The organism is Acinetobacter brisouii (assembly GCF_008993995.1).
Classification (GTDB): Bacteria; Pseudomonadota; Gammaproteobacteria; order Pseudomonadales; family Moraxellaceae; genus Acinetobacter; species Acinetobacter brisouii_A.
Window position 1 is genome coordinate 15,124 of record NZ_BKNN01000005.1, and the last position, 16,541, is coordinate 31,664.

Sequence of the window (16,541 nt, forward strand, 5' to 3'; positions counted from 1 at the left end):
GCTCTTTTTGCTAATCAATCAGCATCAGATCCGCAGTATTTTCCAGTTTAAGCGGACGCAGTGCAAAAATAGAACGGGTATGCCGAATCCCTTTAATCGAATACAATTTTTTTCTAAGAAATTTTTCGTAGTGTTCGGCATTTTTAACAGCGACTTTAATTAAATAATCATAATCACCTGTCACCAAATGCGCTTCGATCACTTCAGGAATATCCGCGAGAGCCTGACTAAACTGTTCTAAAATTTCATCGTCATGCCGTTCTAAAGTAATTTCAATAAAAAACAGTTCATTAATCCCAATGGCTTTGGGATTGATGTTTGCGGTATAGCCATCAATAATTTTCAGCGTTTCCAGTCGCTTTAAGCGCGTCCAACACGGAGATGATGACAACCCAACAACCTCGGAAAGCTGTGCAACGGTAAGGCGCCCATTATGGCGTAATGCAGATAAAATTTTTCGGTCAATCTGGTCAAGTGTGTATTCTGTACTGTTCATGAATTAAACTACGGAAGAATCATCTTAAAAATACCAATATACTTTATTTTTATTTTGCCGAATCAAGAAAAAACCAAAAAATCGGGCAACATTTGTGATTCATCGGTTATACACTGAATACATAAGGTCGAAGTCACTTGGGTAATGGCTTTGATTGACAAAATGCCCCTGTACGGGAAGGGTGCCTGAACAGGGGCATTTTGTTATATTTATTTAAAATTTATCAGAAATTTTTCAATCTCTGCTCGCCAAGGAATAGCGGGTTGTGCACCTGCTTGAGTTACGGCTAAGGCTGCTGCTGCACTGGCAAAATAACAGGCATCGATCAAACCCTGACCTTCAAGAAATGCGGTCATTAATGCGCCATTAAAGGTATCACCCGCGCCTGTGGTATCAACTGCATGAACTTTAAATGCAGGAACGTGTTGACCTTGTCCATTTTGACTGAGCCAAACACCATGCTCACCTAAAGTAATAATGATGTTCGGGATACCTTTGTCATGAAGGATTTGTGCTGCCTGTTCAGCACTTGAAAGGTCTTTGACCTGTATACCCGTGAGCTGCGAAGCTTCCGTTTCATTGGGGGTGATGAGGTCAATCTGTTGCAAAAAATCTAGTGGTAAAGTCTGTGCAGGTGCTGGGTTAAGTACCACCATTTTTCTTGCTGCCTTGGCAATTTTTACAGCCTCAATCAAACTGTCCAAAGGCGTTTCGAGTTGCAACAACAATGCATCTGCTTGATGAATCTGATACGCATATTTCTTCACATAATTTTTGTCTAAACAGGCATTTGCACCTACATAAATTCCAATACAGTTTTCTGCTTCACGATTGACAAAAATCAGCGCAACCCCTGTGGTCTGCTCAGGAACTTTATGAACAGATTGGAGGTTGATTCCATCTTGAGTGAATTGCATCAAAATATCATCGGCAATAGCATCACTGCCTAAACAGGCAATAAAAGCCGTATTCGCACCACTTCGACTGGCAGCAACCGCCTGATTTGCACCTTTGCCACCAAAAGCCAACTGATAATGCTGTCCAGTAATGGTTTGTCCTGCTTGGGGAAAAGCAGGCACATTTAAAATATGATCGACATTGATACTGCCAAGAACCACGAGCTGTTTATTGTTATTTGTCATATATAGGCTCACAACGAATTATTGCTGACAGCATAAAAGATTTTGAGGGGTGGGTGAAGATGAACCTAGACGATGGTTGCTGCACAGAGAAAATTCCTCAAAGTTTATATGGAATTTGTTAATATCGAATTTTACTTTTTCGTGCCTTTGCCATGGCAGTTTCAGCTTACTATCGTCGTACACGTCGCTATTGCTATGATGTGCTTCATAATTCTGATTACGATACTCCTGCAAGCCGTTATTTTAACTATTTGCTGATTATCATGATTATTGCCAATGTTTCGGCGGTTTTGGTTGAGTCTATTGATCATGTTTATTTGGCACACGCGGTTTATTTTGATCGCTTTGAACATATTTCAATTGCAGTGTTCACGTTTGAATATTTGCTAAGACTATGGAGCGTGGTCGAAGAAGATACGGAAACACCTGCATGGAAACAGCGCTGTCGCTGGTTGTTAAGTGGTGCAGCTATCGTTGATTTTATTGCAATTTTCCCTGCGTATCTCAACTTTTTTGTACATATGGATTTGAGCTATTTACGAATCTTGCGCTTACTGCGATTGCTGAAGTTGACCCGTTATTTTGTGTCATTACAAATCCTGTTGAATGTTCTTGAGCGTGAGAAAGGTTCATTTCAGGCGGTCATCTTTATTTTAATCATCATGATTGTACTGGCAGCAGGGGGGGTTTATGCCTTTGAACATCATGCTCAGCCACAGGTATTTGGCTCAATTCCACAGGCGATGTGGTGGGCAGTGGTGACTTTAACCACCGTTGGATATGGCGATGTCACGCCTGTGACCAACGCAGGAAAATTGCTTGGTTCGGTGATTATGGTGCTCGGGGTAGGACTTGCGGCTTTACCCGCAGGTATTTTAGCAACAGGTTTGGCCAATGAGCTGAACGTGCGTAAACAACGCCTTGAACAGGAATTTCGTGAATTGATTATCGAAAAAGATTTGGATTTGGTAAATGATGAAAAACAAATACAAAAAATTGGACGTGCAGTAGGGTTAAGGAAAGAGCAGATTCATGAAATTCAGATGCAACTTATTCGAGAACAAATCCTTGAAGAAAAAGAACAACAATTAAAACATTATAAATATTGTCCACATTGTGGTGAAAAATTGCATGATTAAGGTTGATTTGATTTTCACTCAATATTATCACCATGTGAAAATTACTCTGCTTTGTAGCGTTTTGTATCTAAACGCATGAGATTACAACAAGTGTAGTTTTCGCCAATTTGCACCTTGAAAAATTTTCGTTACAATGCGACCTTAGTCTTTTATAAAGTTTTGCTAAAGACTAAGCAGTCTTGCAAAAAATACTATCTGGAGGAATTGCAATGCAATGGACTAAACCTGCTTATACTGATATCCGTATTGGTTTTGAAGTGACTATGTATTTTGAAGCGCGCTAAGCCTCGCTGTTTATAGTCAATTTATAAGCCCTAGATTTACTAGGGCTTATCTCTTTGTAAAAGTTAAAAATTATGTATATTCATGTATTAGGATCAGCAGCAGGTGGTGGTTTCCCACAGTGGAACTGTAACTGTGCCAACTGCTCGGGCGTACGCCAAGGAACGATTCAGGCTAAACCGCGTACTCAGTCTTCAATTGCCATTTCCGAAAATGGAGTTGACTGGATTTTGTGTAATGCCTCTCCTGACATTCGTCAGCAACTTTTTGATTTTAAAGCGGCACAACCTGCACGTAAATTGCGTGATACAGGAATTCGTAGTGTCGTGTTGATGGATAGCCAACTCGATCACACCACAGGGCTCTTAACCTTACGTGAAGGTTGCCCGATTGATGTGTGGTGTACCGATATGGTTCATCAAGACCTGACCACTGGTTTTCCGATTTTCAATATGCTGAAACACTGGAATGGTGGTTTGCAGCACCATCTGATTGATCCAAAACAAGCTTTTCAAATCACTGGCTTTGATCAATTGGAATTCCAACCGCTGGTTATTCGCAGTGCTGCGCCGCCGTATTCTCCACATCGCCATGATCCGCACGACGGTGACAATATCGCGCTGATTGTTCGTGATCTTAAAACGCAAAAACAACTGTTCTATGCCCCGGGGCTTGGAAAAATCAGTGACGAGATCATGCAGATTATGGCAGCGTCGGATTGCGTCATGATTGATGGAACATTGTGGGCAGATGATGAAATGCAGCAATGTGGCGTCGGTCAGAAAACTGGGCGTGAAATGGGGCATTTATATATTGGTGGCGAAGGTGGTTCGTTGTCTTATCTGGATCAGCTCGACAAACCGCGCAAGGTGTATATCCACATTAACAATACCAATCCGATTTTAAATGAAGCATCTGCCGAGTGCGCTAAGTTACAGGCGCATGGTGTGGAAGTGGCATTTGACGGCATGCAGATTGAACTTTAAGGGATAATAATGACAGAGCAAACACAGGCAATGAGCCCTGAACAGTTCAAGCAGGCGATTTTAGATAAAGGGCGTTATTACCATATTTATCATCCGTTTCATGTGATGATGTATGAAGGCAAAGCCACGCAGCAGCAAATTCAGGCGTGGGTGGCGAACCGTTATTATTATCAGATCAATATTCCATTGAAAGATGCAGCGATCATGGCAAATTGCCCTGACCAGCGTGTGCGTCAGGAATGGATTCAGCGCATGATTGATCAGGATGGTATTTTTCCTGATGGCGGTGGGCGTGAAGCATGGTTGCGCTTGGCGGAAGCTGTGGGCTTGACCCGTGAGCAGGTGATGTCTGAAGAACTGGTACTGCCAGGCGTGCGTTTTGCTGTAGATGCATATGTCAACTTTGCCCGTCGTGCGCCGTGGCGTGAAGCGGCCAGTAGTTCATTGACCGAGTTGTTTGCACCGCAAATTCACCAGTCACGTCTGGATTCTTGGCCACAGCATTATCCGTGGATTAATGACCAAGGCTATGAATATTTCCGTTCGCGTTTAAGTCAGGCACGCCGTGACGTAGAACATGGGATGAGCATTACCCTTGAGTCATTTACCAGCTATGCTGAACAGCAACGCATGTTGGAAATCTTGCAATTTAAGCTCGACATTTTATGGACGATTTTAGATGCATTGACCTTGGCCTATGTACACAATCAAGCCCCATATCATAGTGTGACTGAACAACGCGTTTGGCATACAGGATTGTTTAAGTGAGTGAAAAAATGGATTTTGACTTAACCCAAGTGCCTGCATGGCGACAAGGCTACCGTTTTCAGTTTGAAGCGGCACAAAATGCCCATGTGATTTTATATCCTGAAGGGATGATCACACTCAATGGCAGTGCCGCCGCGATTGGGCAGCAGATTGATGGACAGCGTTCTGTGGCAGACATTGTGACTGTACTGAAACAGCAGTTTGGCGATATTGCCGAAATTGAGCAGGACGTGGTGGATTATATGCTGGTGGCACAGCAACAACACTGGATTGATCTGCATGGTTGAGGGTGTTGGCTTACCGCTTTGGCTGTTGGCAGAGCTGACCTATCGCTGCCCGTTACAGTGTCCATATTGTTCCAATCCACTGGATTATGCTGCGTATCAGCAAGAACTCAGCACTGAAGAATGGTGTCGGGTGTTTGATCAGGCACGTCAGATGGGGGCGGTGCAATTGGGGTTTTCGGGCGGTGAGCCTTTGGTACGTCAGGACTTGGAACAACTGGTTCAGCATGCGCATCAGCTTGGGTTTTATACCAACCTGATCACTTCGGGTATGGGTCTGACCGAACAACGGATTGCCGCGCTGAAACAGGCAGGGCTAGATCATATTCAGGTCAGTTTCCAAGCCAGTGATCCAACGGTGAATAATGCTTTGGCAGGTTCAAAACATGCTTTTGAGCAGAAATATGCCATGAGCCGTTTGGTCAAGCAGTACAATTATCCGATGGTGCTGAACTTTGTGATTCATCGGCATAATATTGATCAGATTGATAAAATTATTGAACTGTGTATTGAGCTTGAAGCCGATACGGTGGAATTGGCGATTTGTCAGTTTTATGGTTGGGCATTTTTAAATCGTCAGGGATTATTGCCGACCAAAGAACAACTGGTTCGTGCAGAACGAATTACCAATGAATACCGTGCCAAACTCAAACAGCAAAACCATCCTTGCAAATTGATTTTCGTGGTGCCCGATTATTATGAGGAACGTCCCAAAGCCTGTATGAATGGTTGGGGCAAAATCTTCCTGACTGTTGCACCCGATGGTACAGCCTTGCCATGTCATGCTGCGCGTCAGTTGCCGATTCAGTTTCCGAATATCCGTGAGCAAAGTTTGTCGGAGATTTGGTATCAATCTACAGGTTTTAATACTTTCCGTGGCGCTGCGTGGATGCCTGAACCGTGTCGTAGCTGTGATGAAAAAGGCAAAGATTATGGGGGCTGCCGTTGCCAAGCCTTTATACTGACGGGGGATGCCAGTCAGCCTGATCCAGTCTGTGGCAAATCGTCACAGCATCATTTGATTGAAGAGGCACGGGCTGAAAGCGAGCAACCACTGACCTTCGAGCAACTGCAATTTAGAAATCCGCGTAATTCTAAAAAATTGACCCGAATCCAAGTGCAACAACTTGAGGGTAAATCATCATGAGTTTGGTGTTTGATGGTCATAATGACGTGCTGACACGCTTATGGTTGAGCAATTCACCCAACCCTGCGCAGGCATTTTTACAACAACGCCTTGCAGGGGAAATGGATTTGCAGCGTTGCCAAATGGCAGGTTTTGCAGGTGGTTTGTTTGCCATATTTGTACCACCTTTTGAATATGTGCAGCAGCATGTACCTCATAAACTGGCTAATCCGCAGGCTGATCAGTTTAGCCAGCAGGACATGCAAAACATTTGTTTGAAGCAACTGGCGATTTTACAAGAGATTGTTACTGATCCTAATCAGCAGGTGAAACTCTGTACCAGCAGTGCGGAGATTCGCCAGTGTATTGAACAACAGAAATTGGCAGTGGTGCTGCATCTGGAAGGTGCAGAAGCAATTGCCGAAGATCTTGAATTGCTCGATGTATTGTATCAGGCGGGTTTACGTAGCATTGGCCCATTGTGGAACCGACAAAGTCTGTTTGGACATGGCTTAAAAGCAGCATTTCCACATTCACCCAACACAGGTGCAGGGCTGACCGATTTAGGTAAACAGTTGGTGAAGCGCTGTGCTGAACTGCGCATGGTCGTGGATGTATCGCATATGAACGAACGTGCCTTTTGGGATACGGCAGAACTGTTGCAACAGCCGTTGGTTGCCACGCATTCCAATGCCCATACCTTATGTCCACAAGCACGTAATTTGACCGATCATCAACTGAAAGCCTTTCAGGAAACGCAAGGCATGATCGGGGTGAATTTCGATACCGCATTTTTACGTGAGGATGGTCAGCGTAATCGCGAGACCTCGCTTGATGTGATTCTGGATCATATTGAATATCTGATGGCACATGTCGGAGAAGCACACGTGGGCTTTGGTTCAGACTTTGATGGTGGTTTTATCAGTCAGGAACTTGAAGATGTGACAGGTTTGCCAAAGATTGTGCAACGCATGCAGCAGCGACGCGGTTATAGTGAAAATCTGATTCATCAGTTATGTCGAGAAAACTGGCTCAATACCTTGGAACGAATTTGGGGTAAATAGCCTAAGTCATTCAGATACACGCCACCATCAAGATGGCGTGCAAACCCAAAAATTAAAATGTCCAGTTTAAAGTGAGTGTTGCTTTTAGTGGCTCACCTGGTTGAACCCAGTAATTGGTATAACTCGACACATAATAGGTGTGGTTAAACAGGTTGCTGATATTGAGCTGCACCCGAACATCTGGACGCGGCAACAAATACCCACCGACATTCACCACAGTAAATGATGGCAAGCTTGTACCGTTATCGATGTAATTGGCGCTGCGTTTTCCAAAGTAATTGAGATTGCCCACCAGTCCCGCAGGGTAATCTGCAATATGGAACTGATAATCTGCTGATAGGTTCGCGGTATGTTTTGGAATATTTTTCAGGCGTGCACCTTTGGTATCGACTTCACTTTCAATCACTGATGCGTGGGTCAATGTGTAGTTGGCATTTATCCGTAAATTTTCGGTGAGTTGATGCTGCAATTCGACTTCAAGACCATGACTTTGTACATGCCCACTATCCACATAACTGTCGCTAATGCCTTTAGTCCCTTCAGTTAGCAAATGGTGCTTATCCAGATTAAAATAAGTTAGCCCCAACCAGCTTTTTGGCAAGAACTGATATTTCGTACCAATTTCCCAGCTTTCGGTTTTTTCAGGGGCATAGAGTTGATTGTTCTTGTCTAGACCTGTGTTGAGTTCAAAGGACTTGCCCCAGTTGCTATACAGTGACCATTTTGCAGTCGGTTGATAATTAATCGCAGCGCGTGGGGTAAATGGAGTAAAGGCTTGTTTGGCAGAAATCCCTGTGCGGTAATCATCAATCTGTTGCTGTAAACGGTTATAGCGTCCACCTAACACCACATTCCATTGATCATTCAGGAAGATCTGATCTTGTAGGTTGAGCCCCAACATGTCTTGGGTTTCTTGGTTGTATTTGGTGGTACGGGTCAGTGGTAAAATGGTCTGACCGTAGACAGGATTGGCAATGTTAATCTGATTATCTTTATCTGCCCCAGACGCGCTTCTTAACTGTAACTGGTCGATGGTGTAGTGACCCGCTTCAACGTTGGCAACCACTTCATGGCGAATCGAACCTGTACTGAATTTTCCACGTAAAATTTGCTGAAACTGGGTGGTGTCGGTTTCAAAATGTCGATAGCGGCGGAAACGGTTGGCGGTTTGCTCATCTTTGAGCGATGAAATCTCAGTCGATGTGCCTTCACGTTCGCCGTGTTCATAACTCAGTGCGGTGGTGCTGTCCCAATTGTCATTCAATTGATGATTCAGGCGAAGCTGAAGCATCTGATCTTTAATCTTGATATCGCCATCGCTAGGTTCACCATAGAAGCTGTGAATATTCCCAAACTGACCGTTGACCATCGGAATGCCACGGTCAAACACCCCGCGATAATTTGCAAATTCGGTATCGAGATTGAGCTGGGTTTGATCGGAGATTTTCCATGCCAGTTGTGGTGCGATGTAATTATGTTGATTATCGACATGATCGCGGAAACTTTGGTTATTTTCATACGCCACACCTAAGCGGTAGGTAAGTGCATCATTGATTGCACCTGTGGTATCGATTGAACCGCGATACTGTCGTTCGGTACTGCCACTGACAGAAACTTCAGTTTTAGGTTGCCACTCAGGCTGCTTGGTGGTGATGTTCATGATCCCGCCAATCGCACCTTGTCCATACATGGCAGCCATTGGTCCTTTGAGAAAATCAATCGACTGGATGTTGACCATGTCGCGTGGCGCATGAATTCCACTCAGAGAACTCAAACCGTTACGCATGTACATCGTACCCATGTTTGGGTCGGTGCTAAAGCCACGAAATGAATAGTTATCCCAAAAACCGCCGCCATAACTGTCCTGATACATCACACCATTCACCAAAGCCAGTGCATCGCTGACGCGCTGGATGTTGTAGTTTTGAATATCTTTTTCAGAAACATGCGATTTGGTAAAGGGCACTTCAAGCAAGTTATGTTTGAACTGGGTGATGGCCTGAGAGGACAAATGGCGTTCATCCTGTTTTTCGGCAGAAACCGTAATAGTTGGTAAGTCTGAAATGGTGGTTGAGTCGCTCACCTGATCAGCAGCATGAGACGTTGCAGAAATAGATGCAGCAAGAATTCCCCAAGTTAAAGGGTGCAATAAAAAACGATGTGGCATAACAAAGAGCCTTTCAACAAAAGCAAAATAAGGGTATGCGAACAAAATTCGCTTAAACAAAACTATGCGAAGTTGAAGGCAAAAGGCGGTGCTCGACCTTGGGGGCAGAGAAATAAACGACGTAGATAGAAAAACACATAGCTGAGCGCTGCGAAGACGATCAGGCGAACCAGAATTTTGTCTTCAATCAGGCTTAAGTTCGGCTCAGTGATTGGCGAGAGGTGATGGAATAACTCGCAAAAGTGACAATGCTGTAACATTTTGTCATGTTGTTTTTGCATTTGGGAATGCTCAGCCGCAGACATATGCATCTGTGACATGGACATGCTGCTTTGTTCAAGTGCAACGCTAATCTGTTCACAAATCATGTTGTTTTGCATGCTTTTAGGCATAGCGACTTGCCAAAACACAAGGTTTTGCAGCAAAAGTGCCATCAAGCCGAAAAACAAACCATAACGCCGCATGACTTAATCCAAGTTCCAGCATTCCCCAAAAAAGATGCACAGCGTAGCATAAGATTGATAAGATGCAGCCTATTTTTGAAGGTTCTGGGCTGTTTTATGCAGAAAAATTCATCGCAAACTCACTTTTCCAATCAATTGCTACATGTCTTGCATGTCCAGCTTGGAGTGTTGGTTGCGCCGTTTATTTTTATTGCTGCATTGACAGGTTTGCTTTACGCACTGACCCCACAGATTGAACATGCGGTGTATCAAAAGCAGCTCTTTGCCGTGCATGATCTGTCCCAGTCAGAACAAGCCTTAAGTCTACAAGTGGCTGCTGCACAAAAGGTTTTACCAAAAAAAGCAATCATTACGGCTGTACGTCCTGCCCCGCAACCCGATGCGACCACGCGGGTTTTATATCTCGATCCGAACGATCCTGAGCATAGCCATGCTGTTTTTATTAATCCGTATACGCTTGCCGTACAAGGACAATTACCTGTCTATGGCACCAGTGGTGTACTGCCAATTCGTACCTTTTTAGATAACTTACATCGCAACTTGCTGCTCGGTACATTTGGGCGTGCCTACAGTGAGTTAGCAGCCAGTTGGCTCGGGATTTTTGCGCTGACTGGGTTATGGCAGTGGTATCGAAAACGTCAGCAGATGAAAGTTGGTAAAGCACATGCGCGACAAAAGAACTTGCGCTGGCATACGTGGATAGGTTTAAGTGTATTTCCAATGCTACTGTTTTTTTCAGCTACAGGGCTGACATGGTCAAACTGGGCAGGGGCGAATATTGCCAAACTGCGACATTTGGCAAACAGCGATACGCCCACTCTAAATACTCAACTTAGTCCTATGTCGATGTCTATGCCGATGGACGCTCATGCAGAACATCACATGTCGATGCCCATGTCAGTTCAGCAGCAACCACTGATTTTGAAAAATTTTGACATCATTGAAAAACTGGCACAGCAAAATGGGCTGACTTCAGAATATTTGCAAATTAAACCGAGTTATAGCAGTGACAAGGCATGGACGATTGAAGAAATGCGTCATCGTTGGCCTGTACAAGTCGATGCGATTGCGGTGGATATGCAGCAACAAAAAGTGGTCGATCAAATCGAGTTTGCCAAATTTCCATTGTCTGCCAAGCTGACCCGTTGGGGGGTTGATGCCCATATTGGGGTGCTGTTTGGCTGGGTCAATCAACTGGTGTTGGTACTCAGTGGTGCTTTGATTTTGGGGTTGGTGGTTTTTGCTTATCGGGCGTGGTGGAGCTATGCACAGGCACGTTCAACCTTGCAGCATCTCAATCGTCAGGTGATACGTTTGTGGCAGTGTGCCAATGCTGTACAGCGTGGGGTCAGTTTACTGGTTTTAGCAGTGCTTTATTTTTTAATGCCTGTCTGGGTTTTAAGTATTTTGGCATTACAGATCATGTTGTGGATGCTGAATCTCAGAAAGCCACAAGGTGCGGTGGATTAAACATCAACCTGCCACTTTCAATTGATGCATTGGCAGATGATCAATTAATTTAGAATGTTTAGCTATGACTAAGCAAGGCCTGTACTTTGTCTAAATACGGGCTGTCTTCAGGTAAAATCTCTAGTAACCGTTCAATCGCATCCAGACGTTCAGGCGCACGATTCACCAGATTTAGGAGCAAGTTTGCATCCCGACAGTGATAAATATAGTGGCTTAAACGTGCATCAAAAGCATCGCGCCATGCCCGTAAAAATGGGCTATCGGTTTTCGGTAAAAATTCACCTTTATATAAATTAAACACGGTTTGCATATAGCCTGCATTCAGGGCTTTTTCTGCCATGAGAAAGTCGCATTGCAACTCACAATTCAGACGATAACAACGTGACTGAATTCCACCTTTAAGCAAATGTCGAAGCTGCGAAATTTCGGCTTTTAAGGTCGTTAAACTGACGTCCCGATCGCCATAAAGCGCATAGTGCAGTTCATCGAGCTGAATCCCTGCGGGGCAGAGTGCCAAAATACATAAGATTTCGGTTTGGCGTTGGGTTAGGGTGAGAATTGTTTGATTGAAACTGATTTGGGGTGTGCCAAATAGATTCATGGACAGGCAGTCTTGCTGTTGTGCATGAAAAATTTGGCTGAGTAATTCTGCACAGCGTTCGACCGCCAATTTTCCCAAAGTGCTATGGCGTTTATATTTGGCAGATAAATTCATAATACCATAATATTGCTTGGTTTTTTGGTCAATAATCGGGGTGGCGTAACAGACCCAGTCACGCACACTATTCATGCTATTTTCATGAGAATAGACACAACTGGTTTGATGGGTATTGAGTGCTAGACCAATCGCATTGGTTCCCACCGATTGGGTTGACCATTGTCCACCTTCGACAAAATGCACCTGTTCGGCAGAGGAGCGCATGACTTTGCTACTCCATGCCCATAGCAGTGTGCCACAACTGTCCGTGACGCCAATCGCCATGCCCGCTTCATCAGCAATACTGGCAAGCTCGCGTTGCCCGTGTTGAATACTGCGCCCAAATAAGGAAGACTGCCAGTTTTGCTCTAAACAAAGCAGTGGTGCGGCAGTTAAAGAAAGAAGTGAATCAGCAGATGTGCTAGAAAAACGAGTGTGTTGCATATCCATGTTGTTATCCTTCAAAGGATGGGGCATTAGGCTCATATCCGTTGAGCATTTTGTCTGTCCCATCACAGTTTAGTGCATTCAAATTCACAGCAAAGAAACGATTTTTTATGATCTAAAACAGCAGTTTGTCCAGATCTCTTGGCTATTTTTAAATCTTGTGTCGCCTCATCTCCCACACCAATTTATAGCAGATTGTTGCTGTAGTTTGCTCGAAAAATGTTAAAAAATTTCGGTACTTTGTGAACTGTAAAATGAAACACTTGTTTTTTCTATGGTTATTAAAAAACAGGTAGATTTTCTCCTTTATATTGTTTGTCGGCAAAGTAACTGGAACGCACCATCGGCGCACTCCATAAATTAAAAAACTGCAAATGCTGACCATGCGTTTGATAACGCTGAAATTCGGCAGGGTCGACAAAACGCTGAATTGGAGCATGTGCAGGACTTGGCTGTAAGTATTGTCCAATTGTCACCAGATCGACCTCATGGTCTTTCAGATCATTGAGTAAAGCCAACACTTCGGCTTCAATCTCGCCCAGACCGACCATCAATCCGCATTTGGTCAAAATATCGGGACAGCGTTGTTTAAACTGCTGAAGCAAATTGAGCGAGTGCTGATAGTCTGAACCCGGACGCATGGCTTTATACAAGCGTGGTACGGTTTCAATATTGTGATTAAACACATCGGGCGGGCAGCAGCTTAAAATCTCCAGTGCCAAGGGCATGCGTCCACGAAAATCAGGCACTAAAATTTCAATCCGCGTCTCTGGACTTTGCGCTCGAATTGCTTGAATGCAATCCACAAAATGCTGTGCGCCACCATCGACCAGATCATCCCGATCTACGGAAGTAATCACCACATAATTGAGCTTTAAACGTGCCACCGTTTCGGCAAGATGCATGGGTTCATCGGCATCGAGTGCCAACGGGCGACCATGTGCCACATCGCAAAATGGGCAACGCCGCGTGCAAATATCGCCCATGATCATAAAGGTCGCAGTGCCACTGCCAAAGCATTGTGGCAGATTGGGGCAAGCGGCTTCTTCACACACGGTATGTAGCTTTTGTTGTCTTAATAAACGTTGAATGCGCTTAATTTCTTCAGGATCGCTGATTTTACTACGTATCCACTGTGGTTTTTTCGGTAAATGTTCACTGGGAATAATTTTAACGGGAATACGTGCCAGTTTATCTGCACCCCGTAATTTTTCACCTTGTTGTGGTTTTATACTTTGTGACATTTAAAACATATCCTTATGTGATTTAAATTGATTGATTTACTCGGAATAAGGTATAAATAACCTCTATTTTAAAATCATTAATGCTGTTAAATTAAAATAGTAGCATTATAGATTATCAGGCAAAGGTTGGTTGAAGGTTTGTTTTTATAATTTATTGATTATTAATAAAAAATAACATTTTATTTTGTGGGTTTAATTGCTTGTTTTATTTAATTTTTATTTAAAAATAAATCAAAAATTTTTTTAGTCTAATATCCAATATTCACAATTTGATTTTATATAAATACAGATGGTTTAAATCGAACTATCAGATTAATTTTATTTTAAAGACGATATTTAAAATATAAGGGATATTGATATGCAGCTTACTGAAGAGCAATTACTTGCCGCATATAAACGTATGCGGGATATTCGTGAATTTGAAGACCGACTTCACGAAGAAAATACCAATGGTGATATTCCGGGGTTCATTCACTTATACAGTGGTGAAGAAGCGGTTGCAGTGGGTATCTGCGAAAATTTAACCGATAAAGACTACATTACCTCGACTCACCGTGGGCATGGGCACTGTATTGCCAAAGGCTGTGATATTCACGCCATGATGCTGGAAATTTTTGGGAAAGATGACGGTCTTTGCCGTGGTAAAGGCGGTTCGATGCATATTGCCGATCTGGACAAGGGCATGCTCGGTGCAAACGGGATTGTGGGCGGCGGCCCTCCTTTGGCAATTGGTGCGGCATTGACCGCGAAAACCCTGAAAACGGGTGGGATTGGACTGTCTTTTACAGGTGATGGTGGCTCTAACCAAGGCTTGACTTTTGAAGCCATGAATATGGCGGTGGTGCTGAATCTTCCAGTGATCTTTGTATTTGAAAACAATGGTTTTGGTGAAGGTACAGGGCACGACTACGCAGTGGGTAGTAAAGACATTGCAGGGCGTGCAGCAGGTTTTGGTTTGCCTGCGGTCAAGGTCGATGGTACCGATTTCTTTGCCGTATATGACGCAGCGAAAAAAGCCATTGAGCGTGCACGCCGTGGCGAAGGGCCAAGTGTGATTGAAACCGTGACCAACCGTTTTTATGGGCACTTTGAGGGCGATCCGGGATTGATCCGCTCTAAAGAAGAAGTGGATTATGTCAAAGAACATAAAGACCCACTGAAAATTTTCCGTAAAAAAGTCAAAGGCAAAGTCGATGTTGCCAAACTTGATGCGATTGATGTGGCATCGAAAGCCAATGTCGATGATGCGGTTGCCAAAGCACGTGCGGCGGAATATCCAAAAGCCGAGCAACTTTTGACCGACGTTTATGTGTCTTACTAAGGGAATAGTGAATCATGCCAAATAAAAGTTTTCGTAACGCGATCAAAGAAGCGATTGAACTGGAAATGCGCCGTGATCCAACCGTGTTTGTGGTTGGGGAAGATGTCCGTGGTGGACATGGTGGTAAAAATACCGAAGAAAATAAAATCGAAGGTTTTGGTGGTGTACTCGGTGTCACCAAAGGCTTATGGACAGAGTTTGGCTCAGAGCGCGTGATTGACACGCCGATTACCGAATCTGCGATTATCGGGATGGCGGCAGGTGCAGCCGCAACAGGTTTGCGCCCTGTCGCTGACTTGATGTTTATGGATTTTTACGGTGTCTGTCATGACATGTTGTATAACCAAGCCGCAAAATTCCGCTATATGTTTGGTGGCAAAGCCAAAGCCCCAATGGTGGTGCGTGGCATGATTGGCGCAGGCTTCTCGGCAGCAGCGCAGCACTCGCAATCACCGTATAACGTGTTTGCAGCCGTGCCAGGTTTGAAGGTGGTTGTGCCGTCTAGCCCTTACGATGTCAAAGGTCTACTCACTCAAGCCATCCGTGATGATGATCCTGTGGTGTTCTGCGAACACAAAATGCTGTACGACATTAAAGGTGAAGTGCCAGACGAAGCCTATACCATTCTGTTTGGTGTGGCGAATTACACCCGCGAAGGAACAGATGTCACCATTATTGCTTTAAGTTTGATGGTGCACCGTGCCAATGAAGTGGCTGACAAACTGGCCAAAGAAGGCATTTCGGTGGAAGTGGTTGACCCACGCACCATTTCACCACTGGATGAAGAAGGTATTTTGGAATCGGTTGCATCGACAGGGCGTGTGGTGATTGTGGATGAATCGGCTGCGCGTTGTGGCTTCGGGCATGATGTTGCTGCGCTGATTGCACAAAAAGGCTTTCATTATCTGAAAGCACCGATTGAACTCGTCACGCCTCCACATACGCCCGTGCCATTTTCACCTGTACTGGAAAAGGAATGGATTCCGAGCGTAGAACGCATCGAGCAGGCTGTACGTAAAACATTGGAGGCTTAGGATGAGCGAAATCAAAACGCTGGAAATCCCGAAATGGGGATTGTCCATGGAAGAAGGCACGATTGCCCAATGGTTGATTCAGGAAGGCGACAGTTTTAGCAAAGGTCAGGAAATCTGTGAGATTGAAACCACCAAGATTGTCAATGTCCTTGAAGCGCCCTTTGGCAGCACGTTACGTAAAATTATTGCCAAAGATGGCGATACTTTACCTGTCGGTGGGCTGATTGCCGTCTGTGCAGAAAGCAGTGTTTCCGATGCTGAAATTGAACAGTTTGTACAGTCTTTAGGGGGCGCAGCAGTGAGTGCTGCACCTGTAGCTCAGGCGGAAATGGTTGTTACTACAACCGTACCGCAAGCTGAAGTCGCAGCACCATCTGTAGCTGTAGCAACGACGGCTGCACCAGTTGCTA

The 16,541-nt window shown here is 44.4% G+C and carries 16 protein-coding genes and 1 pseudogene; 11 read left to right on the forward strand and 6 right to left on the reverse strand.

Annotation, left to right across the window (positions count from 1 at the left end; translation table 11 throughout):
• Positions 1-10 precede the first annotated feature (10 nt).
• Together GBN19_RS02380 and rbsK are read right to left on the reverse strand one after the other, a co-directional pair.
• Positions 11-496: an Lrp/AsnC family transcriptional regulator gene (locus GBN19_RS02380; protein WP_151777014.1), complete on the reverse strand. Its 486-nt coding sequence runs from the start codon at positions 494-496 to the stop codon at positions 11-13.
• Positions 497-705: 209 nt separating this feature from the next.
• Entirely contained in the window at positions 706-1,638 is a 933-nt protein-coding gene (rbsK, locus tag GBN19_RS02385) for a ribokinase (RefSeq protein WP_151777015.1), read from the reverse strand.
• A gap of 152 nt (positions 1,639-1,790) precedes the next feature.
• Here rbsK and GBN19_RS02390 point away from each other — a divergent pair, with 152 nt between their 5' ends.
• The 7 genes from GBN19_RS02390 (at position 1,791) to GBN19_RS02420 (ending at position 7,287) form a co-directional block, all read left to right on the forward strand.
• A complete protein-coding gene (locus GBN19_RS02390) occupies positions 1,791-2,777 on the forward strand; it encodes an ion transporter (protein ID WP_151777016.1) in 987 nt (328 codons plus the stop codon).
• 209 nt (positions 2,778-2,986) lie between these two features.
• Complete coding sequence (gene pqqA, locus GBN19_RS02395) at positions 2,987-3,061, forward strand: pyrroloquinoline quinone precursor peptide PqqA (RefSeq protein ID WP_111892195.1); 75 nt, start codon at positions 2,987-2,989, stop codon at positions 3,059-3,061.
• A gap of 72 nt (positions 3,062-3,133) precedes the next feature.
• Entirely contained in the window at positions 3,134-4,045 is a 912-nt protein-coding gene (pqqB, locus tag GBN19_RS02400) for a pyrroloquinoline quinone biosynthesis protein PqqB (protein ID WP_151777017.1), read from the forward strand.
• 9 nt (positions 4,046-4,054) lie between these two features.
• Positions 4,055-4,813, forward strand: coding sequence for a pyrroloquinoline-quinone synthase PqqC (pqqC, locus tag GBN19_RS02405; RefSeq protein ID WP_151709197.1), 759 nt, complete (start codon positions 4,055-4,057; stop codon positions 4,811-4,813).
• A gap of 8 nt (positions 4,814-4,821) precedes the next feature.
• Positions 4,822-5,100, forward strand: coding sequence for a pyrroloquinoline quinone biosynthesis peptide chaperone PqqD (gene pqqD, locus GBN19_RS02410; RefSeq protein ID WP_151777058.1), 279 nt, complete (start codon positions 4,822-4,824; stop codon positions 5,098-5,100).
• Positions 5,093-6,244 (forward strand): pyrroloquinoline quinone biosynthesis protein PqqE, encoded by a 1,152-nt coding sequence (pqqE, locus tag GBN19_RS02415; RefSeq protein ID WP_151777018.1) that lies wholly within the window; start codon positions 5,093-5,095, stop codon positions 6,242-6,244. The genes pqqD and pqqE overlap by 8 nt, the downstream gene beginning before the upstream one ends.
• Positions 6,241-7,287 (forward strand): dipeptidase, encoded by a 1,047-nt coding sequence (locus GBN19_RS02420; RefSeq protein ID WP_151777019.1) that lies wholly within the window; start codon positions 6,241-6,243, stop codon positions 7,285-7,287. Before pqqE ends, GBN19_RS02420 begins: the two co-directional genes overlap by 4 nt.
• A 52-nt stretch (positions 7,288-7,339) precedes the next feature.
• On the opposite strand, the gene GBN19_RS02425 is transcribed toward GBN19_RS02420, so the two are convergent.
• Entirely contained in the window at positions 7,340-9,454 is a 2,115-nt protein-coding gene (locus tag GBN19_RS02425; RefSeq protein ID WP_151777020.1) for a TonB-dependent receptor, read from the reverse strand.
• Positions 9,455-9,516: 62 nt separating this feature from the next.
• Positions 9,517-9,918: a DUF2946 family protein gene (locus tag GBN19_RS02430; protein ID WP_151777021.1), complete on the reverse strand. Its 402-nt coding sequence runs from the start codon at positions 9,916-9,918 to the stop codon at positions 9,517-9,519.
• A 96-nt stretch (positions 9,919-10,014) separates the two neighbouring features.
• On the opposite strand from GBN19_RS02430, the gene GBN19_RS02435 reads away from it, so the two are divergent.
• On the forward strand, positions 10,015-11,388 hold the full coding sequence (locus GBN19_RS02435; protein WP_151777022.1) for a PepSY-associated TM helix domain-containing protein: 1,374 nt from the start codon (positions 10,015-10,017) through the stop codon (positions 11,386-11,388).
• A 58-nt stretch (positions 11,389-11,446) separates the two neighbouring features.
• Here the strand turns inward: GBN19_RS02435 and GBN19_RS02440 are convergent, their stop codons facing one another.
• Positions 11,447-12,535 carry a helix-turn-helix domain-containing protein gene (locus GBN19_RS02440; protein ID WP_151777023.1) on the reverse strand — a complete coding sequence of 363 codons (1,089 nt, stop codon included), beginning with the start codon at positions 12,533-12,535 and terminating at the stop codon, positions 11,447-11,449.
• Between the two features lie 278 nt (positions 12,536-12,813).
• Positions 12,814-13,776 carry a lipoyl synthase gene (gene lipA / locus GBN19_RS02445; RefSeq protein ID WP_151777024.1) on the reverse strand — a complete coding sequence of 321 codons (963 nt, stop codon included), beginning with the start codon at positions 13,774-13,776 and terminating at the stop codon, positions 12,814-12,816.
• Between the two features lie 358 nt (positions 13,777-14,134).
• Between lipA and GBN19_RS02450 the strand changes: the two genes are divergently transcribed.
• The 3 genes and pseudogenes from GBN19_RS02450 to GBN19_RS16335 all read left to right on the forward strand — a co-directional run.
• Positions 14,135-15,097 (forward strand): thiamine pyrophosphate-dependent dehydrogenase E1 component subunit alpha, encoded by a 963-nt coding sequence (locus tag GBN19_RS02450; RefSeq protein ID WP_111891857.1) that lies wholly within the window; start codon positions 14,135-14,137, stop codon positions 15,095-15,097.
• Between the two features lie 14 nt (positions 15,098-15,111).
• Positions 15,112-16,131 (forward strand): alpha-ketoacid dehydrogenase subunit beta, encoded by a 1,020-nt coding sequence (locus GBN19_RS02455; RefSeq protein ID WP_151777025.1) that lies wholly within the window; start codon positions 15,112-15,114, stop codon positions 16,129-16,131.
• A gap of 1 nt (position 16,132) precedes the next feature.
• Positions 16,133-16,499 (forward strand): annotated as a pseudogene (locus GBN19_RS16335) (biotin/lipoyl-containing protein); the annotation flags it as partial.
• Positions 16,500-16,541 lie beyond the last annotated feature (42 nt).